The sequence below is a fragment of the Streptosporangium subroseum genome (assembly GCF_900188345.1).
Classification (GTDB): domain Bacteria; phylum Actinomycetota; class Actinomycetes; order Streptosporangiales; family Streptosporangiaceae; genus Streptosporangium; species Streptosporangium subroseum.
In genome coordinates this window covers 54925-78855 of the sequence record NZ_FZOD01000015.1, presented here as the reverse complement: position 1 = coordinate 78855, position 23931 = coordinate 54925, and the positions used below count along the sequence as shown (strand labels likewise).

The following is a 23931-nucleotide window of genomic DNA, read 5'->3' as shown; positions in this document are numbered from 1 at the left end:
AGTCCTTAACTTTAACGTCCAGGACTGTAGGGCCTCTCGCGGTGGGGGTCTATCTACTTAGGTAATGCTTACCTTAGTATGTGCGGTCGTGGCTCGACATGGGCCGGTTCTGCGCAGCTTGGGAGGCTCGGTCACCTGTGTCCGCTATTGAAGATGTGACGGCGTACTGGGGTCGACGACTCGCTCCGCTTCCGCAGGAGACGGCCCTCCCGGTCGACTTCCCGTACCGGTTGCCGCCCGCCGAGGACCTGGAGACGCGCAGCCGCACACTCGCCGTCACCGCGCCCGAGGCGTCCCTGTTCGCCGCGTACGTCGCGCTGTTGCACCGCTACGGCGGGGTGAATGACATCTGCGTCGGGTACGAGGGGCTACCGGTGCGGGTCGGGCTGAGTGGCGACACGAGCTTCGGTGAGCTGGTACGACGCGTGGCCGACGCCTGCGGGGAGGCGCGGGCGCACCGGATGCCGCTGTCCGCGCTCGTGGCCGGGCTGCGGCCGGAACCCACACGCGGCGGCGGGCTGTTCTTCAACGCGGGCTTCAGCACGGACACCGGCATGGGCATGGGCACCGGTACGGACACAGATGCCGACACGGACACCGGTACGGGCACGGATACCGGCACCGGCACCGGTACCGGCACAGGCATGGGTGCCGGTTTTGGGACAGACACCGGCGCGGGAACCGGTTTCAGCGCGGGGACCGGCGCCGGGGCGGGGGAGACCGCGGGAGCGCTGGATGTGGCGCTGGAGGTCTCGGCGGGAGAGGCGCGGATGCGCTACCGTCCCGACCTGTTCGAGGCCGCGACCGTCGATCGGCTGCTGGGCCACTACGCGACGCTGCTGGCCGACGGACTGGCCAGGCCGGACACCCCCGTCGGTGAACTGGAGCTGCTGAGCGGCGAGGAACGGCACCGGATTCTCGTCGAGTGGAACAACACCGACCACCTCGTCCCGCTGCGCACCTGGCCGGAGATGTTCGCCGAGCAGGTCCGCCTGCGGCCGGACGCCGTCGCCCTGGTCTTCGAGGAAACCCGTCTCACCTACGCCGAGCTGGACGAACGTGCCAACCGGCTGGCCCACGCGCTGATCGCGCGTGGCGCCGGGCCCGAGCGCGTGGTGGCCCTGGCCCTGCCCCGGTCGGCCGAGCTGATCGTCGCAGAGGTGGCCGTCCTGAAGTCCGGCGCCGCCTACCTGCCGGTCGACACCGACTACCCGGCCGACCGCATCGCCTACATGCTGGCCGACGCCGCGCCCGCCTGCCTGGTCACCACCGCCGACACGGTGACGGACATCCCCGCGTGCGACGGCATGGAGCCGATGGTCCTCGACGCGCAGGAGACGGCGCTGGAGTTGGAGGCCCGCCCGAGCCACGACCCGGCGGAGACCGACCGGGGACCGCTGTCCATCCTCAACGCGGCATATGTGATCTACACCTCGGGTTCCACCGGCCGCCCCAAGGGCGTCGTGCTCTCCCACGCCGGGGTCGCCAAGCTCGTGGCCACCCAGAGCGAGCGCTTCGGCATCGGGCCGGACAGCCGCGTCCTGCAGTTCGCCTCGCCCAGTTTCGACGTGGCCTTCTGGGACCTGTGCCTCGGCCTGCTCTCCGGTGGCCGCCTCGTCGTCGTACCGGCCGAACGCCGGGTGCCCGGCGCGCCGCTCACCGACTACGCGAACGCCAACGGCATCACCTTCATGATCCTGCCTCCGGCCCTGCTCGCCGCCATGCCGGACGACGTCCACCTGCCGCCCGCCGCCACCCTGCTGGCCGGTACGGAACGCGTCTCGCCCGAGCTGGTCGGCCGCTATGCGCGTGGCCGGATGATGTTCAACGCCTACGGTCCGACCGAGGCGACCACCAACTCCACCCTCGGCCTGTGCGACCCCGACATCCCGTCCGGCTCCATCGTGCCCATCGGCGTCCCCGACCCGGGCACGCGGGCCTACGTGCTCGACGGACGTCTGCGACCCGTCCCCGCGGGGGTCTCGGGTGAGCTGTACCTCGGCGGCGAGGGGCTGGCACGCGGCTACCTCGGCCGCCCTGACCTGACCGCCGAGCGGTTCGTCGCCGACCCCTTCGGAGCGGCGGGGGAGCGGCTGTACCGTACGGGCGACCTGGCGCGCTGGAAGCCCGACGGGCGGCTGGAGTATCTCGGCCGCGTCGACGCGCAGGTGAAGATCCGCGGATTCCGGATCGAGCCCGGTGAGATCGAGTCCGTACTGCGGGGGCACCCGGCCGTGGACCAGGTCGCGGTCGTGGTCCGCGAGGACCGGCCCGGCGACCGGCGGCTGGCCGCCTACGTCGTCCCATCGCTCGAAGCCGAGGCGGGCCACGACGAGACCGAGCAGGTGGAGGAGTGGAAGGACCTCCACGAGCTGCTCTACTCCGCCGCTGGCTCCGAGGGTTTCCAGGAGAACTTCGCGGGCTGGAACAGCATGTACGACGGCCTGCCCATCCCGGTCGCGGAGATGCGGGAGTGGAGGGACGCCACGATCGGCCGCATCGAGGAGCTACGGCCGCGCCGGGTGATGGAGATCGGCGTCGGCAGCGGGCTCATCCTCTCCCGCGTCGCATCCGGCTGCGAGACCTACTGGGGCACGGACCTCTCCGAGGAGGCGGTACGGGTACTGCGCGTCCAGGTCGACGCGGTGCCGGAGCTGGCCGGACGGGTGGAACTGCGCGCCCAGCCCGCGCACGACGTCACCGGACTCCCCACGGGCTTCTTCGACACCGTGATCGTCAACTCCGTCGCCCAGTACTTCCCGAGCGCCGAATATCTGGCGGACGTGCTGCGCAAGGCCAGGACGCTCCTGGCCCCCGGTGGCAGCCTCTTTGTCGGCGACGTACGGAACCTGCGCCTGCTGCGCTGCCTGCGAGCCGCCGTCGAGACCCGGCGCGGCGCCGACCCCGAGGACAAGCAGGCCCTGCTGGCGGCCGTCGAGCGGACCGTGGCCTGGGAGGGCGAGCTGCTGCTCGACCCCGACTTCTTCGGGACGCTGGAGGATTTCGAGGCCGACATCCGCATCAAGCGGGGAGCCCACCACAACGAGCTGACCCGGTACCGCTACGACGTGGTGCTGCGGAAGCGGACCGCCGTCACACCGGGCGTCCCCGCCACCTCGGATGCCGTCCCACCGGCTGATCTCGCCGCATCGAGCACCGCCGCGATGCCGAGTGCCCCTGCCGCACCGGGTGTCGTCACGTCGGGCGTCGCCGTCACGTCGGGCGTCGCCGTCACGTCGGGCGTCGCCGTCACGTCGGACGTCGCCGTCACGCCGGGCGTCGCCGTCACGTCGGGCGTCGCCGTCGTGGCGGACGGAGACGGGGCGTCGGTCCTGGCCGGCGCGGAGGAGATCCGCTGGGACGACCTCGGCGGCCTCGACGCGCTCGACGCCCGCCTGGCCGCCCGGCCCGTCCGGCTCCGGGTCACCGGCCTCCCCAACGCCCGGCTCACCGAGGACCTCACCGCGCTGTACGCCCTTGAGGACGGCAGCCGCCCCGCCACCCCGGCGGACGACACCGATCCCGAGACCCTGCACGCCCTCGCCGTCCGGCACGGCTACCGCGTGGCCACCACCTGGAACGGCCACGCCGACGACGGCGGCCTCGACGCGGTCTTCGTCTCCGGGGACACACCCTTCGGCGTCCTCTACCGCCCGGCCGGCACGTTCCCGCCCGCCAACCGGCCCGTGCCGTTCCGGGACGTCACCGCCCTGATGAAGACCCTGCGCTCCTACGGGGCCGAGTGGCTCCCCGACTACATGGTCCCCTCGGCGTTCGTCCCCCTCGACCGGCTTCCCGTCACCCCGAGCGGCAAGCTGGACGGCGCCGCGCTCCCGGTCCCCGACTACGCCGCCCTCAGCTCCGGCCGCGCTCCGCGCGACGCCCGTGAGGAGCTGCTCTGCGCGCTGTACGCGGAGGCGCTGGGCCTGCGGTCGGTCTCGATCGACGACGACTTCTTCGCCCTCGGCGGCGACAGCATCATCGCCATCCAGTTGCTCATCCGCGTCCGCGGGGCGGGGCTGCAGCTCACCGCCCGGGACATCTTCCGGTACCGTACGGTCGCCGCGCTGGCCCCGATCGCGGTGGACCGCACGGACGCCGGGCACGCCGGGAATGCGGCAGACCCAGGGAATGCCCGGAACGCCGGGCACGCCGGGCACGCCGGGCACGCCGGGCACGCCGGGCACGCCGGGCACACAGCAGGCCCGGGGCAGACCGGGAACGCGGGGCACGCGGGAAGAACGGCGAGCGACACCCCGCTCGTCGAGGTGACCGCGGCCGAGCTCGCGGAGGTCCAGGGCGATCACCCGGTCACCGTCGAGGATCTGCTGCCGCTCAGCCCCCTCCAGGAGGGCTTCTTCTTCCACTCCCTCGTGGACGGCTCGGACGGCGACGCCTATGTCGTCCAGCAGGTCATCGAGCTGGCCGGCCCGGTCGACGGCGAGGTCCTGCGCCGCGCCGCCCAGAACCTGCTGGACCGGCACGCCCCGCTGCGCGCCTGCTTCCGCCAACTCCCGGACGGCAGGCCCGTTCAGATCGTCGCCGGGCGGCTGGAGGTGCCCTGGCACGAGGTGGATCTGTCCGGGCGGGACGCCGAGGCGCAGCCCCCGCTCGTCGACGCCGTCACGGCCGGCGAGCGCGCCCGCCGGTTCGACCTGGCCAGGCCGCCGCTGGTGCGGTGCGCGCTGGTGCGGCTCGGACACGACCGCAGCCTGCTGGTGCTGACGTTCCATCACATCGTGGCGGACGGCTGGTCGCTGCCGGTGCTGCACCGCGAGCTGATGGCCTCCTACGGGGCCGTTCCCGCGGCGCTGCCCGAGGCGGCCCCCTACCGCGAATACCTGCGCCGCCTGTCGGCGGCGGACCGCGACGCCGCCCGCGCGGCCTGGCGGACCGCGCTCGCCGGGCTCGACGAGCCGACCCGTCTGGTCGACGTCCCGGCGGACGGCTCGCCGCTCAGGTCCGAGCAGGTCCGCGTCGAGCTGTCCGAGCGGGTCACCGCCCGGCTCGCGGCCCGCGCGAGGGAGCACGGGGTCACCCTCGGCGCGGTCGTCCAGAGCGCCTGGGGTCTGCTCCTCGGGCGGCTGACCGGCCGTCAGGACGTGGTCTTCGGCACCACCGTCTCCGGCCGCGACGCCGAGGTCGACGGCATCGAGTCCATGGTCGGCCTGTTCATCAACACCCTGCCGACCCGCTTCCGATGGGAGCCCGCCGACACCCTGGCCGGCCTGGTGGGCCGGCTCCAGGACGAGCAGGCCGGTCTCCTGGACCACCAGCACCTCGGTCTCGCCGAACTCCAGCGCATCGCCGGACTCGCGGGCGGCGGCGAGCTCTTCGACACCCTCGTCGTCTTCGAGAACTACCCGTCCGGCACCGGCCTCGCCGACCCTTCCGGCACGGTCCGGATCACCGGTCACGAGTTCCACGACGCCGTCCACTACCCGCTCACCCTGATCGTCAAGCCGGGCCGCCGGCTCGACCTGCGCCTGAAGCACCACGTCCGGCGGCTGGACGGTGAGGCCGTCCGGCGGATCGCGGACCGGCTGACCCGGATCCTCCAGGCACTGGCCGCCGACCCCGGGCAGATCGTCGCCGACGTCGACCTGCTGTCGGACGAGGAACGGGCGCGAGCCCTGCCGGAGGGGGAGAGCCGGCACATCCCCGAGACCACCCTGGCCGCCGCCTTCGAGGCCCAGGTGCTCCGTACCCCGCAGGCCACGGCGGTCGTCTACGACGGCGAGACCCTCACCTACGAGGAGCTGGACGCGCGCGCCGAGGCGCTGGCCCTCCGCCTGCGCGCACGGGGCGCCGGTCCGGAACGGGTCGTCGCGGTCGCCGTGCCGCGCTCGGCGGAACTGATGGTGGCACTGCTCGGCGTGCTGAAGTCCGGCGCCGCCTACCTGCCGGTCGACACCGACTACCCGGCCGACCGCATGGCGTACATGCTCACCGACTCCGGCGCGAGGACGGTTGTGACGACCGCCGCCACGGCCCCGCGGCTGCCCGAGGCCGACGGCCTCACCCCCCTCGTCCTCGACACCCCGGCCGATCCGCCCGTCCTGCCCGTTTCGGCGGCCCTGTCCGCCCCGTCCGTTTCGGCGGACGCCTCCGTCCTGTCCACCCCGTCAGGTCCGCCCGCCTCGGCTGTCCCGATCGCTCCGGCTGTCCCGGCCGCTCCGGCTGTCCCGGCCACTACGGTCGGCCCAGCCGACGGTGGCCGAAGCGTGGACTCCGTACCGGTGGCCGCGGGACCGGACGATCCGGCGTACCTGATCTACACCTCCGGCTCGACCGGCCGTCCTAAGGGCGTCGTCGTCACCCACCGCGCCATCGTCAACCGGCTGGCGTGGATGCAGGGTGAGTACGGGCTGCGCGCCGACGATCGGGTGCTGCAGAAGACGCCGTCCAGCTTCGACGTGAGCGTCTGGGAGTTCTTCTGGGCGCTGTGCGAGGGTGCCGCCGTGGTGCTCGCCAAGCCCGACGGGCACCGCGACCCGTCCTACCTGGCCGCGCTCATCCGCGAGCAGCGCATCACCACGATGCATTTTGTGCCGTCGATGCTCGAAGCCTTCCTGGGGGCCGACGAGATCACCGATGATCCGTCCTGGGCCGTCAGCCTGCGCCGCGTCTTCAGCAGCGGTGAGGCGCTGCCCGGCGCCGCCTCCGCGCGCTGGCGGGCGCTCACCGGGGTGCCGTTGCACAACCTGTACGGGCCCACCGAGGCCGCCGTCGACGTCACCTACCACGCCTACGACGGCTCGGCGGACACCACCGTGCCCATCGGCCGCCCGGTGTGGAACGCCGGCCTGCGGGTGCTGGACTCCTGCCTGCGCCCGGTGCCGACCGGCGTGCCCGGCGAGCTGTACCTGACCGGCGTGCAGCTGGCCAGGGGCTACCACGCCCGGCCGGGACTGACCGCCGAGAGGTTCACGGCCGATCCGTACGGCCCGGCCGGCGGTCGCATGTATCGGACCGGAGACCTGGTGCGCCGCCGCGAGGACGGCGCCGTCGAATACCTGGGCCGCACCGACCGGCAGGTCAAGCTGCGCGGCAACCGCATCGAACTCGGCGAGATCGAGGCCGCCCTGACCGGTCGGCCCGCCGTCGCCCAGGCGGCGGTGAACATCCACGGGTCGATGCTCGTGGCGTACATCGTCCCCGCGCGAAACCGGCAGGACCCGTTCGATGTGGCCGCGCTGCGGGCCGCCCTCGCCGACGCGCTGCCCGCGCCCATGGTGCCCGAGGCGTACGTGGTGCTCGACGCCCTGCCGCTCACCCCCAGCGGCAAGCTCGACCGCAACGCGCTGCCCGCCCCGCAGGTGGTGCGTGCCGAGGCGCGCGCCCCGCGTGACGAGCGCGAACGCGCCCTCACCGAGATCTTCGCGGCCGTGCTGAAGCTGGACGAGGTCGGCGTCGACGACGACTTCTTCATGCTCGGCGGCGACAGCATCACCTCGATCGGCGTCTCCAGCCGTGCTCGCCGGGCAGGTCTGGAACTGAACCCCCGCGACGTCTTCGAGCACCGCACCCCCGCCGGCCTGGCGGTGGCCGCGACGGTGGCCGCCACGACGGTCACCGCGGCCGGACCCCACGACCCGGGCGTCGTCTTCGCGCTGACCGGCGAGGAGACCGAGCGCGTGCACCGCCTCGGCGGCTCCGTGGAGGACATCTGGCCGCTGGCGCCCCTCCAGGAGGGACTGTTCTTCCACTCGACGTACGACGACGGCGCCCTGGACGTCTACACGGTCCACGAGTCCTTCGACGTCGCCACCCGCCTCGACGCCGGACGCCTGCGCACCGCCACCAGGGCTCTGCTGGCCCGTAACCCCAGCCTGCGCGCCGGGTTCACCAGCGACGGCCTGCGCCAGCCGGTGCAGTTCATCGTCGGCGACCCCGAGATACCGCTCGAAGAGGTCGACCTGTCCGCTCTGCCCGCCGCCGTACAGGACGTGCGGCTGCGCGAGCTGATGGACGAGGAGCGGACCCGCAGGTTCGACCTGTCCCGGCCGCTGCTCTTCCGGATGCTGCTGATCCGCCTCGGCGAGGCCCGCGGCGACCGGCTCGTCATCGGACGGCACCTGCTGCTCTGGGACGGCTGGTCCGCCTGGCTCTTCCTCGACCAGCTCTTCGCGCTGTACGAGAACGACGGCGACGGGCGCGGACTGCCGGACCCCGGCTCCTACCGCGACTACCTGACCTGGCTGGAGGCCCAGGACGCCGAGGTCGCCACCCGTGCCTGGCGCGCCGCCCTCGGCGGACTGGACGAGCCCACCCTGCTCGCCGCCGGCCAGGGGCTGGAGCCGGTCATCCCGGAGAGCCTGGACGCCGACCTCCCCGCGGACCTGGGCGACCGGCTGCGCGACGCCACCCGCCGGCACGGCCTGACCCTCAACACGGTGTTCAACACCGCCTGGGGCCTGGCGCTGGCCGGCGCCACCGGCCGCACCGATGTCGTCTTCGGCACCACGGTCGCGGGCCGGCCGAGCGAGGTGCCGGACGTCGAGAACGTCATCGGCATGTTCCTCAACACCGTCCCCGCCCGCATCGCCTTCAAGGCGGACGAGCCGGTACTGGAGCTGCTGCGGCGCGTCCAGGGCGAGCGCCTGGCCCTGATGCCGTACGAGTATCTGGGTCTGGGCGTGCTGCAGGCCGAGACCGGCCACCGGCAGCTGTTCGACACCCTCTTCGTGCTGCGCAACAGCGATACCGAGGAGCGGCTCGCGGAGCTCTCCGACCGGTACGGCGCCACCGCCGTCGCCAACGTCGACGCCACCCACTATCCCGTCAACCTCATCGTGACGCCGGGGGAGCGGATCCGGATCACCCTCGCCCACCGGCCCGACGTCATCGCCCGCCCGCGAGCCCAGACCCTGCTGGACCGCTTCACCCTGCTCCTGGAGCGGCTGGTCGCCGACCTGGACGCGCCCGCCGGCCGTCTCGACCCGCTGCTGCCCGCCGAGCGCGTCGCACTGGAGCGGGAGTGGGCCGAGGGCCGCGTGCCCGTCCCGCGGGAGACCGTCGCGGACCTGCTCGCCGCCCAGGCCGTACGCACCCCCGAGGCGACCGCGCTTGTCTTCGGCGACGCGGGCGTCACCTACGCCGAGCTGGACGCCCGGATCAACCGCATGGCCCGGCTGCTGCTCGCCCGGGGCGCGGCACCGGAGAAGATCGTCGCGCTCGGCCTGCCGCGCTCCATCGACATGGTCGTCGCGCTCTTCGCCGTGCTGCGCACCGGCGCCGCCTACCTGCCGCTGGAACTGGACTACCCGGACGACCGGCTCACGATGATGCTCGTCGACGCCCGGCCGGCGCTGCTGCTCTGCACCGCCGCGGTCTCGGCACGGCTGGAAGGCGGCGCTTCAGGCGCTCCCGGTGCTTCCGTCGGGTCCGGCGTTCCCGGTGCGGTCGGAATCCCCAGCGCCTCCGATGCCCTCCGCGCTCCCGGCGGCCTCGTCGGTCCTGACGTCTCCGGCGCGCCGGACGTCCCGCGCGTCTCGCTCGACGACCCGGCGACGGCGGAGGAGCTGGCCGGGCTCTCCGGCGACCCGGTCACCGAGGCGGACCGCCCCCTCTTCAGCCTGGAACACCCGGCGTACGTCATCTACACCTCCGGATCCACCGGGCGTCCCAAGGGCGTCGTCACGCCGTACCGCGGCCTGACCAACATGCAGCTCAACCACCAGAAGGAGATCTTCGCCCCGGCCATCGCCTCCGCCGGCGGCCGGCGGCTGCGCGTCGCGCACACGGTCTCCTTCGCCTTCGACATGTCGTGGGAGGAGCTGCTCTGGCTGGTCGAGGGGCATGAGGTGCACGTCTGCGACGAGGAGCTGCGGCGTGACGCCGGGGCACTGGTCGCGTACTGCGAGACCCACCGCATCGACGTCGTCAACGTCACCCCCACCTACGCCCACCTGCTGATCGAGGAAGGGCTGCTCGAAGGTCACCGCCCGCCCCTGGTGCTGCTCGGCGGCGAGGCGGTGTCGGAGACGGTCTGGAGCCGGCTCCGCGACACCGAGGGCACCTACGGCTACAACCTCTACGGTCCCACCGAGTACACGATCAACACCCTCGGCGGCGGTACGGACGACAGCCCCACCTCCACCGTCGGCCGCCCCATCCGCGGCACCCGCGCCCACATCCTGGACGCCTGGCTGCGCCCGGTCCCCGACGGAGTCCCCGGCGAGCTGTACATCGCCGGCATCGGCCTCGCCCGCGGCTACCTCGACCGGCCGGGCCTGACCGCCGAACGGTTCGTCGCCGACCCGTACGGCGAGTCCGGCGAGCGCATGTACCGCACCGGCGACCTGGTGCGCCGCCGCGCCGACGGCAACCTGGACTTCCTCGGCCGCACCGACGACCAGGTCAAGATCCGGGGCTACCGGGTGGAACTGGGCGAGATCGAGACCGTGCTCGCCGGGCACCCCCAGGTCGCCCAGGCCGCCGTCATCGCGCGCGACGACCCGTCGGCCCCCGGCACCCAGCGCCTCGTCGGCTACGTCGTGCCCGCCGAACTCACCGGCGAGGAGCGGGAGTCCGCCGAGCGGGAGCGGATCGACGAGTGGCAGGAGATCTACTCCGACGAGTACGAGCAGATCAGCACCGCCGTCTTCACCGAGGACTTCGCGGGCTGGGACAGCAGCTACGACGGGCGGCCCATCCCGCTCGAGCACATGCGCGAGTGGCGCGAGCAGACCGTCGCCCGCATCCGGGAGCTGAGCCCGCGCCGGATCCTGGAGATCGGCGTCGGCTCCGGCCTGCTGCTGTCGCGCCTGGCGCCCGAGGCGGAGGCGTACTGGGCGACGGACTTCGCCGCACCCGTGATCCGCAAGATCGGCGAGGACCTGCGTCGTGACCCCGAGCTGGCCGCCAAGGTCGAGCTGCGCTGCCGGCCCGCCCACGTGACCGAGGGGCTGCCCACCGGCTACTTCGACACGATCGTCATCAACTCCGTCATCCAGTACTTCCCGAGCATCGACCACCTTACCGAGGTCATCCGGGGCGCCATGGGGCTGCTCGCGCCCGGCGGCGCCCTGTTCGTCGGCGACGTGCGGAACCTGAGGCAGGCCCGCGCCTTCCACACCGGCATCCAGCTCACCCGCGCGGGGAAGGACGCCGATCCCGAGCACGTCCGCCGGGCCGTCGAGCGGAACCTCGCGCTGGAGAAGGAGCTCCTCGTCGACCCCGACTACTTCACCACCCTGGGCTTCGGCGTCGACCTGCGCACCAAGCGCGGACACCACCACAACGAGCTGACCCGCTACCGCTACGACGCCGTCCTCTACCACGGTGAGGCCGACGTCCGGCTCGGAGACGAACCGGTGCTGGACTGGGCCGACGGGCAGGTCTGGGCCGGCGGGCTCGCCCGCCATCTGCGTGAGAGGCGGCCGGAGCGATTGCGGGTGACCGGGGTCCCCGACGCCCGTGCCGCCAGCGAGCGCGGTGCCGCGACGACCGGGGGAGTGGAGCCCGAGGCGCTGCACGAGCTCGGGGCGAGGGAGGGCTACCGGCTCCTCACCACCTGGTCGCGCGAGCCGGGCCGCTACGACGCCGTCTTCGTACGGGGAGAGTTCCGGGTCACCGCGGGCCTCTACCCGACGGGCGGCGGTGCGGCCCCGTACGCCAACACCCCGACGGCGACGCGCGGCACGGGCGGCCTCATCCGGCGGCTCCGGGAGGACCTGCGGCAGCAGCTGCCCGACTACATGGTCCCGGCCTCCTTCGTCACCCTCGACCGGCTGCCCATGAACGACAACGGCAAGCTCGACGTGCGGGCGCTGCCCGATGCCGAACCGCCGGTGCCGCTCGCCGGAGGACGCGGGCCGCAGACAGCCCAGGAGGAGGTGCTCTGCCGTCTCTTCGCCGAGGTCCTGGTCCTGCCGAAGGTCGGCGCCGAGGACAACTTCTTCGACCTCGGCGGCCACTCGCTGCTCGCCACCCGGCTCATCAGCCGGGCCCGTACGGAACTGGGCGCCGAACTCGCCATCCGCGACCTGTTCGAGGCCCCGACGCCCGCCCTGCTGGCCGGCCGCGCCGACGCCGGCCGGCCCGCCCGGGCGGCCGTCACGCCGACGGCGGAACGCCCCGAGCGCGTCCCGGTCTCCCCGGCGCAGCGGCGGTTGTGGCTGGCCGAACGGCTCAGCGGCGGCGACGCCTACCACTTCCCGCTGGTCTTCCGGCTGCGAGGGGAGCTGGACACCGTCGCGCTCCACCGGGCGCTGCGCGACGTGGCGGACCGTCACGAGGCGCTGCGCACCGTCTTCGCCGAACACGAGGGCGAGCCGTACCAGCTGGTCGTGCCCGTCGGCGAGGCCGAGCCGTACTTCACCGTCGAGGACTGCCCGCCGGAGGAGCTGGACGCCCGGATCGGCGCCGCGGTCGGCCGCCCGTTCGACCTGGGAACCGAACTCCCGCTGCGGGCCGAGGTGCTCCGGGTGGCCCCGGACGACCACGTGGTGGCGATCGTGCTGCACCACATCACCACCGACGAGTGGTCCGACCGGCCCTTCCTCGCCGACCTGGACACCGCCTACCTGGCACGTCGCGAGGGCGGGGCGCCGCGGTGGGCGCCGCTGCCGGTGCAGTACGCGGACTACACCCTCTGGCAGCAGCGGCTCCTCGGCGATCCGGCCGACCCCGGCAGCGAGGGCGCGCGGCAGCTCGCCTTCTGGACCAAGGCGCTGACCGGCCTGCCGGAGGAGATCCCGCTGCCGCTCGACCGGACCCGTCCCGCCGAACCGACCGGTCGCGCCGGCACGGTGCGCACGGAGCTGCCCGCCGAGACCGCCCAGGCCCTGCGCGCCCTGTGCGCCGAGACCGGTACCAGCATGTTCATGCTGCTTCACGCGGCGGTCGCCACCCTGCTGCACCGGATGGGATCGGGCACCGACATCCCGCTGGGCGCTCCGATCGCCGGGCGCACCGACAGCGCCCTGGATGACCTGGTCGGCTTTTTTGTCAACACGCTGGTGCTGCGCACCGACCTGTCCGGCGACCCGACGTTCACCGAGCTGCTGACCCGGGTCAGGGACGCCGACCTGGCCGTCTTCGAGCACCAGGACATGCCCTTCGAACGGATCGTGGAGGCGGTCAACCCGCCGCGCGAGCCGGGCCGCAACCCGCTGTTCCAGGTCATGATGGGCTACCACTACCGCCCCGACGGTGATCCGCACGTCCTGGACCTGCCCACCACGTGGTGGCCGGCCCGGATCGAGACCGCCAAGTTCGACCTGGACTTCACCTTCGTCGACCACGCCGGCGAGAACCGGGTCACCCTGCTGCTGGAGTACGCCGAGGACCTCGCCGACCAGGGGACGGCCCAGGCACTGGCCGACCGCACCGTTGCGCTGCTGGGCCGGCTGGCCGCCGATCCGGGCCGGCCGATCAGCCGGGTGCCCGTACTGACCGAGCAGGAGCGCGAGGCTTCCCTGAGCGCCTGGAACGACACCGCGCGGCCGGTGGAACGGCGCACGGTCCCCGAGCTGTTCGCCGACGCCGCCCGGAGGAGGGGCGACCAGGTCGCCCTGGTCACCGACGGTCGCCGGATGACCTTCGACGAGCTGTCCGCCGAGGTCGACCGCATCGCCGGGTTGCTGTTGCGCCGCGGATTGGGCGCGGAGAGCGTGGTCGGACTGGCCCTTCCCCGGGCCGAGATGGTGCCGGCGATCCTCGGGGTGCTCACCGCGGGCGCCGCCTACCTCCCGCTCGACCCCGGTTATCCGGCCGAACGGCTGGAGTACATGCTCGACGACGCGGCACCGGTGTGCGTGCTCACCACCTCGGCCATCGCCCCGGGGCTTCCCGCCGGGCGGACCGACCTGCTGATGCTCGACGATCCGCGGACCCTCGCGGAGCCGGCGAGTCGCTCCCGGGAAGCGGCTTCCGACGACGACATCGACGACGCGCGAATCGTCGTGGAGCGTGCGGGCCACTCCGGTGACCGCCTGCCTGTTCCCGGTATTCACACGCTGCCGTCCTCGTCGATCTCCGGCACAGGTACGTTGCCGTCCTTCCCCGATGTTCACGCCCTGCCGTCCGCGTCCGTTTCGAGCACTCGCGCGCTTCCGTCCTCCGTCGCGTACGTCATCTACACCTCCGGGTCCACCGGCAGGCCCAAGGGCGTGCTCGGCACCCACGGCGGTCTGAGCAACCTGTTCGGCTCGAACCGCGAGGACCTCATCGAACCGGCCCGCCGGGCCGCCGGCCGCGAGACGCTGCGCGCGGTGCACGCCGCGTCGTTCAGCTTCGACGGCTCCTGGGAGCCGATGCTCTGGCTGCTGGCCGGACACCAGCTGCACGTCGTCGACGAGACCACCATGACCGACCCGGCCGCCCTGCTGGCCTACCTGGCGGACGAACGCATCGACTACGTCGACGTCACCCCCACCTACCTGCAGGAAATGGTTCACCACGGTTTCCTCGATCCCGGTCGTCCCCGCCCCGGAGTCATCGTGGTGGGTGGCGAGGCCACCCCCGCCTCGCTCTGGAACCGGCTGTGCGCGCTGCCCGGCACGGTGGTCCACGACATGTACGGACCGACCGAGTCCGCCGTCGACGCCTACGGCTGGCACAGCGCCGGCCAGCACGACAGAGACCCGCATGAGAGCGGCGGGCACGACGGAGACCCGCATGAGAGTGGCCGGCACGACGGAGACCGGCACGACGGAGACTGGCATGAGAGCGGCCGGTATGACGAAGACCCGCATGAGAGCGGTAGACATGACGGAGAGCGGCACGACGGCCCCGCCCAGGGGGCCGGTCGTCCGGGGCCCTGGGCGGCGCCCGTGGCCAACACCCGCGCCCACGTGCTGGACGCCGCACTGCAGCCGGTCCCGGTCGGCGTGCCCGGCGAGCTCTACGTGGCCGGTGAGGGACTGGCCCGCGGATACCTCGGCCGTTCGGGACTGACCGCCGAGCGGTTCGTCGCCGACCCGTTCGGGACACCGGGCAGTCGCATGTACCGGACCGGCGACCTGGTGCGCCGCCGCGCCGACGGCACCCTCGCCTTCCTCGGACGGGCCGACGACCAGGTGAAACTGCGCGGCTTCCGGATCGAGCTCGGCGAGATCGAGGCGGTGCTGAGCACTCACCCCGACGTGGCGCAGGCCGCCGTGGCGATCCGTGAGGACGTCCCCGGCGCGCGGCGACTGGTGGCCTACGTGGTCCCGCCGTCCGGCTCCCGCTCAGGCGCTCATCCCGACGCTCATTCCAGCCCGAGCATCGACCCCGCGAAGCTGCGGGCGCACGTCGCCGCCGTGCTGCCCGAGCACATGGTCCCGGCGGCCTTCGTACAGCTCCAGGCCCTGCCGAGGTCGATCGGCGGCAAGCTGGACCGCCGCGCGCTGCCCTCTCCGGATTCGGCGGCCGTCACGTCCGGGCGACGCCCCCGCGACGCCCGCGAGGAGATCCTGTGCGAGCTGTTCGCCGCCGTGCTGGGGGTGGACCGGGTGGGCGTCGACGACGACTTCTTCGCCCTCGGCGGCCACTCCCTGCTGGCGATGCGGCTGATCAGCCGCATCCGCACGGCGCTGGGCGCCGAGATCACCCTTCGCGCGATCTTCGAGGCCCCCACCGTCGCCCGGCTCGCCGAGCGGCTACGGGAGGAGCGGGAGGAGGAGACGGGCGGCATGCCCGTACTCGCCCCCGCCGTCCGGCCGGAGCTCCTGCCGCTGTCCTTCGCCCAGCGGCGACTGTGGGTCCTGTACCGGCTGGAGGGCCCGAGCCCCGTCTACAACATCCCGATGGCCTGGCGGCTGTCGGGCCCGCTGAACCCGGAAGTGCTGGGGGCCGCCGTACGGGATCTGGCGATCCGGCACGAGAGCCTGCGCACGGTCTTCCCCGAACGGGACGGGCACCCCCACCAGCTCGTTCTCGACCCCGGCCTGGTCCGCGTCGTCACCCGCACCGAGCAGGTCACGGAGGACGAGCTCCCCGGACGGCTGGCAGAGGCGGCGGGGCAGGGCTTCGAACTCGACCGCGAACCGCCGCTGCGGGCCTGGGTGTTCCGGGTGGCGCCGCAGGAGCATGTGCTGCTGCTGGTGGTCCACCACATCGCCGGTGACGAGTGGTCGGACCGGCCCCTGTGGGACGATCTCGCCACCGCCTACCGGGCCCGCATCGAAGGCGGGGCGCCGCGATGGGCGCCGCTGCCGGTCCAGTACGCCGACTACACCCTCTGGCACCGCGACGTGCTCGGCGACGCCGGCGACCCCGGCAGCCCGCAGGCGCGCCGGCTCGCCTTCTGGCAGCGGGCCCTGGCGGGGCTGCCCGAGGAGCTGTCGCTCCCGGCGGACCGGCCACGTCCTCAGGAGAGCAGCCACCGCGGCGGGGCGGTCGGGCTGACGCTCGACCCCGAGCTGGAGCGCGGCCTGCGCGGGCTCGCCCGCGACCAGGGCGTCAGCATGTTCATGGTGGCCCAGGCGGCCGTGGCCGCGCTGCTGCACCGGCTGGGAGCGGGGGAGGACATCCCCCTGGGCGCGCCGATCTCCGGACGCGTCGACGAGAGCCTGGAGGACCTGGTCGGGTTCTTCGTCAACTCCCTGGTGCTGCGCACCGACCTGTCCGGCGCGCCCACCTTCGGCGAGCTGCTGGCACGGGTGCGCGAGACCGACCTGGCCGCCTACGAGCACCAGGACCTGCCGTTCGAGCGGCTGGTGGAGGCGATCAACCCCACCCGCTCGCTGGCCAGGCACCCGCTGTTCCAGGTGATGGTCGTCTACCTGACCGGCCAGGGCGCGGCCCCCGATCTCCCGGAGCTGTCCGCGCGGCCGGAACCTCTCAGCCAGGAGACCGCGAAGTTCGACCTGAGCTTCGACTTCATCGAGCAGGGCGACGGCAACGGCATCCAGGGCTGGATCGAGTACAGCGCCGACCTGTTCGACCGCGACACGGTCGAACAGGTCGCGCGGCGGCTGGTGCGGCTGCTGCACCAGGTCGTCGCCGACCCCGGCCGCCCGGTGCGTGAGCTGGAGGTGCTGGACGAGCCGGAGCGCGAGCTGGTCGTCGGCGGGTGGAACGACACCGTGCGAGCGGTGGAGCCGACCACCCTGCCGGAGCTGTTCCGCGCCCAGGTGGCACGGACGCCGGACGCGCTCGCCCTGGTCTTCGACGGCGAGCGCCTGACCTACGCGGAGCTGGACGCCCGCGTCGAACACACGGCACGGGCGCTGGCCGGGATGGGCGCCGGCCCCGAACGCACGGTGGCGGTGGCGCTGCCGCGCTCGGTGGAACTGGTGGTCGCCCTGCTGGCGGTGCACCGTACGGGCGCGGCATACCTACCGCTGGACGCGGACTACCCGCGGGAACGCGTCGCGTTCATGCTTGAGGACGCCCGCCCGGTCTGCGTACTGCGGGACGAGCTGCCCGACGGCCCGCCCGGAGAGCTGCCCGGGTCGTACGATCCCCGGCACCCGGCGTACGTGATCTACACCTCCGGATCCACCGGCCTGCCCAAGGGCGTGGTGGTGCCGCACGAGGGCATCGTCAACCGCCTGCTGTGGATGCAGGACGCCTACGGCCTGACCGCCGAGGACCGGGTGCTGCAGAAGACGCCGTCCAGCTTCGACGTGTCGGTGTGGGAGTTCTTCTGGCCGCTGGTCACCGGGGCGGCGCTGGTGGTGGCCAGGCCGGAGGGCCACAGGGACCCGGCGTACCTGGCCGGACTGATCCAGGACGAGCGGATCACCACGGTGCACTTCGTGCCGTCGATGCTGCGGGCGTTCCTGCTGGAGCCGGACGCCGCGCGGTGCGAGGGGCTGCGCCGGGTGATGTGCAGCGGCGAGGCGCTGCCCGCCGACCTCGCCTCCCGCTTCCACTCCGTGCTCGGCGCCGAGCTGCACAACCTGTACGGGCCGACCGAGGCGTCCGTCGACGTGACCGCGATCCAAGTCCTGCCGGGGGCGCCGGTCGTCCCGATCGGCCGGCCGGTGTGGAACACCAGGACGTACGTGCTGGACGCCGCGCTGCGCCCGGTGCCGCCGGGCGTGACCGGAGAGCTGTACCTCGCGGGGGTCCAGCTCGCCCGGGGGTACCTGGACCGCCCCGGCCTGACCGCCGAACGGTTCGTCGCCGACCCGTACGGCGCGTCCGGCACGCGCATGTACCGCACGGGTGACCTGGTGCGGTGGAGTCGTGACGGTTCGCTGGAGTTCCTCGGCCGGGCCGACGACCAGGTCAAGGTCCGGGGCTTCCGGATCGAGCTCGGCGAGATCGAGGCGGTGCTGTCCCGCCACGAGGCGGTGGCGCACGCCACGGTGGTCGTCCGCGAGGAACGGCTGCTCGCCTACGTCGTCCCTGCCCCCGGCCGGGACGCCCCCGGGTCCGCGACCCTGCGTGACCACGCCGGCGCCGTGCTGCCCGAGCACATGGTCCCGGCGGCCTTCGTCACCCTGGACGCCGTTCCCCTCACCCCGAGCGGCAAGCTCGACCGCAGGGCCCTGCCGGCGTTCGACTTCGCGGCCGAGGTGACCGGCACCCTCCCGCGCACCCCGCGCGAGGAGCTGCTGTGCGAGCTGTTCGCCGCCGTCCTCGGCCTCGAGCGCGTCGGCGTCGAGGACAACTTCTTCACCCTCGGCGGTGACAGCATCGTCGCCATGCAGTTGGTCAGCCGGGTCCGGGCGGCCGGGCTGGTGATCAGTCCCCGGGACGTCTTCCGGCACCGGACGGTCGCAGCGCTGGCCGCCGTCGCCGGGGTGCGGGCCGTCGCCGACGGTACGGCCGTGCCCGCGGGCAGCGTGTCCGCCGTGCCCGCCGTGGACGCCGCGCTCGTCACGCTCACCGACGACGAGCGCGCCGAGGTGCCGGCCGGGGACGCCGCCGCGATCCTGCCGCTGACGCCGCTCCAGGCGGGCCTGCTGTTCCACGCCTCGTTCGACTCCGGCTCCGATGGACCGGACGTCTACACGGTCCAGGTGTCGTACGACCTCGACGGCCCGCTCGACGCCGCCCGGCTGCGCGAGGCCGGGCAGGCCCTGCTCGACCGGCACGACAACCTGCGCGCCGGCTTCCGATACCTGTCCTCCGGCCGCCCGGTGGCCGTCATACCGCATGTGGTCGCCCTGCCCTGGCGCCAGGTGGACCTCTCGGAGCTGGACGAGGAGGCCCGCGAAGCCCGGTGGACCCGCTGTCTCGCCCAGGAACGGCGCCGTTTCACGCCGTCCGAGCCGCCGCTGCTGCGGCTGATGCTGGTCCGCCTCGGTTCCGGCAGGCATCGCCTGGTGCTGTCCCACCAGCATCTGCTGCTGGACGGCTGGTCGGTGTCACAGCTGATGCGCGAGCTGTCCGAGCTCTACGCCCGTGGGACGGGTCCCTCCGGGTCGCACACCCGTGGCGCGGTCTCCTCCGAGCCGCGCGCCCTTGAGGCGGGCACTTCCGGGGCATCCGTCCACGGCGCGGTCCCCTCCGGGGCGCACGCCCCGGGGACCGATCCCTCGGGTTCGCCGGCCCCGTACCGGGACTTCCTCGCCTGGCTCGCGCGGCAGGACGCCGACGCCTCGGCCACCGCCTGGGCCGAGGCCCTGGACGGCCTGGACGAGCCCACCCACCTGGTGCCCGCCGATCCGAACCGGACCCCGATCGTGCCCGAGGCGCTCACCACGCACCTGACCCGGGAGTTGACCGAGGCACTGACGGCTCTCGCCCGGTCCCGCGGCCTGACCGTCAACACCCTGGTCCAGGGCGCCTGGAGCATCCTGCTGTCGCGGCTCACCGGCCGCGACGACGTGGTCTTCGGCGCGACCGTCTCCGGGCGGCCCCCGGAGCTGGACGGCGTCGAGTCGATGATCGGCCTGTTCATCAACACGGTCCCGGTCCGGGTCCGTCTCCGGGATGACGAGCCCCTGTCGGTGTTCCTCGACCGTCTCCAGGACGAGCAGTCCCGGCTCATCGTCCACCAGCACCACGGCCTGGCCGACATCCAGCGCCGGGCCGGGCTGGGTGAGCTCTTCGACACGCTCGTCGTGTTCGAGTCCTACCCCGACGCCGGGGGCCCCGACCTCGGGGCCGGTGACGGCCTGCGCACCGCCGTACGCGATCACCAGGACTCGACCCACTACCCGTTCGCCTGGGCGGTCGAGCCCGCCGACCGCCTCGCCCTGACCGCCGAGTACCGGCCCGACCTGTTCGACCGTGCGACGGCCGAGCGGATGACCGCCTCGATGGTCCGGCTCTTCGAGGTGATGACGGCCGACGCCGAGCAGCTCCTCGGCCAGGTCGACATCCTCGGCCCCGCCGACCGCCACACCATCCTCGCGACCTGGAACGACACCGCACTCCCCGTGGCGCCCGGCGCGCCCGCCACCGTCCCGGCGATTTTCGAGGCCCAGGCGGCCGCCACCCCGGACGCGGTCGCCGTCGTCTCGGGTACGGTCACCTGGACCTTCGCCGAGCTCAACGAGCGCGCCAACCGGCTCGCACGCCTGCTCGCCGAGCACGGCGCGGGACCGGAGCGGATCGTCGTCCTGTCACTGCCGCGCTCGGCGGACCACCTGCTCGCGATCCTCGCCGTGCTGAAGTCGGGCGCGGCCTACCTGCCCGTCGACGCGGACCTGCCCGCCGAGCGGGTGCTCGACATGCTCGACGACGCCCGGCCCCGGCTGATCCTGACCAGTGCGGAGCTCGCGGACGCCCTGCCGGACGGCGGCGTGCCGAAGCTGCGGCTCGACACGCCCGAGACCGCCGCCCGGCTCGCCGCCCAACCCGGGAACAACCTCGTCGCCGCCCCGGACCCCCGGCACCCGGCCTACGTCATCTACACCTCCGGGTCCACCGGCCGCCCCAAGGGCGTGGTGGTCTGCCACAGCAGCGTCGCCAACCTCTTCCACAGCCACCGCCGGACACTCCACGACCCGGCCAAGCACGCCACCGGCCGCCGCCACCTGCGCGTCGGCCACGCCTGGTCGTTCTCCTTCGACGCGTCCTGGCAGCCGCAACTGTGGCTGCTGGACGGGCACGCGCTGCACATCCTGGACGACGAGACACGCCGCGACCCCGAGCTGACGGTCGCGGCCATCCGCGAGCAGCGGCTGGACTTCATCGAGGTCACGCCCTCGTTCTTCGCGCAGATGGCCGACATCGGCCTGATCGAGGCCGGCGAGTGCCCGCTCGCCGTGGTCGGCGTCGGCGGCGAGGCGGTCCCGGACTCGCTCTGGAGCGACCTGGCCGGACTGCGCTCCACCGAGGCGTTCAACCTCTACGGCCCCACCGAGGCCACCGTGGACGCCCTGGTCGCCCGGGTCCGCGACAGCGAGACTCCGCTGGTCGGCCGCCCGGTCGGCAACACCCGCGCCTACGTGCTCGACGCCGCCCTGCGGCCCGTTCCTCCGGGGGTCACCGGTGAGCTGTACCTCGCCGGTGCGGGCCTGGCCCGTGGTTACCTCGGCCGCCCGGGCCTGTCCGCCGAGCGGTTCGTCGCCGACCCGTTCGGGCACCTGTCCGGTGAGGCGGGCGCTCGCATGTACCGCACCGGTGACCTGGCCCGCTGGAACGCCGACGGGCAGTTGGAGTACGGCGGGCGCGCCGACGACCAGGTGAAGATCCGCGGTTACCGCATCGAGCTGGCCGAGATCGAGGCCGTACTGGACCGGCACGAGTCCGTCGCCCAGGTCGTGGTCGTCGCCCGCGAGGACCGGCCCAGGGTCAAGCAGCTGGTCGCCTACGTGGTCCCGTCCGAGGAAACCGCGTCTCCTCTCCTGACCGGGAGCGGGTCTCCGGACCCGGCCGACTGCACCGGACTTCCGGACTCGGCCGAGAACGGATCTCCGGACTTGGCCAGGGGAACCGCGTCCCCGGACCCGGCCGCTCTGCGGGTGTTCGTGGCGGCGGTCCTGCCGGACTACATGGTCCCGGCGGCGGTGGTGGTCCTGGAGAGGCTGCCGCTGCTGTCCAACGGCAAGCTCAACCGCAGGGCGCTCCCGGTGCCGGACTTCACGTCCGCCGGCGGACGCAAGCCCGCGGGCGACGTCGAACGCGCACTCTCCGCGGTCGTCGCCGAGGTGCTCGGCGTGTCCGAGGCCGGCGCCGACGACGATTTCTTCGCCCTCGGCGGTGACAGCATCGTCGCGATGCAGTTGGTCAGCCGGGCCCGCGCGGCGGGCCTGAGGATCACCCCGCGCGAGGTCTTCCAGCATCGCACGGTCGCGGCCCTGGCCGCCGTCGCCGTCACGCCGGGCTCGGACGCCGGAAGCGGGGCGCACGAGGGTACGGGCACGATCCCGCTGACCCCGATCATGCACGCCCTGCGGGAGCGCGGCGGCCCGCTCCGGGGCTACCACCAGGCGGCACTCCTGCAGACCCCCGCGGCTCTGGACGAGGCCGGGCTCAGGTCCGTGCTCCAGGCCGTGGCGGACCGGCACGACATGTTGCGGGCCCGCCTGGATCGGACCCGTACCAAAACCTCCTCCGGCGGGGACGGCGCCGAGCGGTGGTCGCTGCGGGTGCCCGCCCCGGGCGCGGTGGACGCGGCGTCCTGGCTCGTCCGGGTCGACACGTCCGCACTTGGTACGACAACCGATGCGGCCAACAAGACGGCCGATGCGACGGCCGGTGGAACAGGCGGCACCGACACGACGGCCGGCAGGGCGAGAGACGAGACGGCCGATGCGACGGTTGAGGAGACGGCAGCCAGGACGATTGACGAGGCGGCCGATGCGACGACCGGCGGAACAGGCGACAAGGCGGCCGAGGAGACGGCGCTTCGCGCGGTCATCGCCGAGCATGCTCGCGCGGCCCGGTCCCGTCTCGATCCGGAGACGGGTGACATGGTGCGGGCGGTCTGGTTCGACGCCGGCCGCGACCGTCCGGGACGGCTGCTCCTGATGATCCATCACCTGGCGGTGGACGGCGTGTCCTGGCGCATCCTGCTGCCCGACCTCGCCGCCGCCTGGCAGGACGTCGTGAACGGCAGGCCGGTGGAGCCGGCGCCGGTCGGGCTGTCGTTCCGCCGCTGGTCGGAACTGCTCGGTGAGCGGGCAACGGACCCTGTTCGCGAGGACGAGCTGCCGCTCTGGACCGCGATCCTCTCCGGTGGCGACCCGCTCCCCGTGGCGCGAGTCCTCGACCCGGAGCGGGATGTGGTCGCCACCTCGCGGCAGCTGTCCCTCACCCTGCCCGCGGACCGTACGGCGCCGCTGCTCAGCCGGGTGCCCGCCGCCTTCGGCGCGACCGTCAACGACGTGTTGCTGACCGCTCTGGCGCTGGCCGTCGCCGACTGGCGTCGCCGGGCGGACGTGGCGAGCCCCGGCAACTCGGTGCTGGTTGACCTGGAGGGCCACGGCCGCCAGGAGGAGCTGGTGGGCAACGCGGACCTGTCGCGCACGGTCGGCTGGTTCACCAGCGTCGTCCCGGTCCGCCTGGACCCGGGCGCCGTGGACCTGGCGGACGCGTTCGCCGGGGGGCCCGCGCTCGACGAGGCACTGGCCCGGATCGGGGAGCATCTGGCCGCCCTGCCGGAGGCGGGCATCGGCCACGGCCTGCTGCGGCACCTGAACCCGGTGACCGGGCCGGAGCTGGCCCGCCATGGGGAGCCGCAGATCCAGTTCAACTACCTCGGCCGCTTCGGCCTCCCCGAGGCGACCGACTGGTCGTGGGCGGCCGAATCCGAGGCGGCGGATCTCGGCGACGATCCGGAGACGCCCATGTCCCACGCCCTGACCGTCAACGCCCTGACCGAGGACCGGACCGGAGGCCCGGAGTTCGTCGCCTCCTGGTCCTACGCCTCCGGGGTGCTGACCGAGGGGGCCGTCCAGGATCTTGCCGAGACCTGGTTCCGCGTGCTGCGGGCCCTGGTGGACCGCGCCGAGGCGCTGGAGGCCGACCGCTAGACCACGCAGACAGCTAGACCACGCAGACCGCTGGACCGACACGTTTCCGTGCACGACGCTGGATCAACATATTTAGATGCAGCTAGATCAATTTATTTGAGCACAAGAGGAGAGGAAG

The 23931-nt window shown here is 73.2% G+C and carries 1 protein-coding gene; it reads left to right on the top strand.

What is annotated here, in order from left to right; all coding sequences use genetic code 11:
• Positions 1 to 137: 137 nt before the first annotated feature.
• The gene (locus CHC08_RS17380; RefSeq protein WP_143653250.1) at positions 138 to 23813 is read left to right on the top strand and encodes a non-ribosomal peptide synthase/polyketide synthase; all 23676 of its coding nucleotides are present in this window, start codon (positions 138 to 140) and stop codon (positions 23811 to 23813) included.
• The last annotated feature ends 118 nt before the right edge of the window (positions 23814 to 23931 follow it).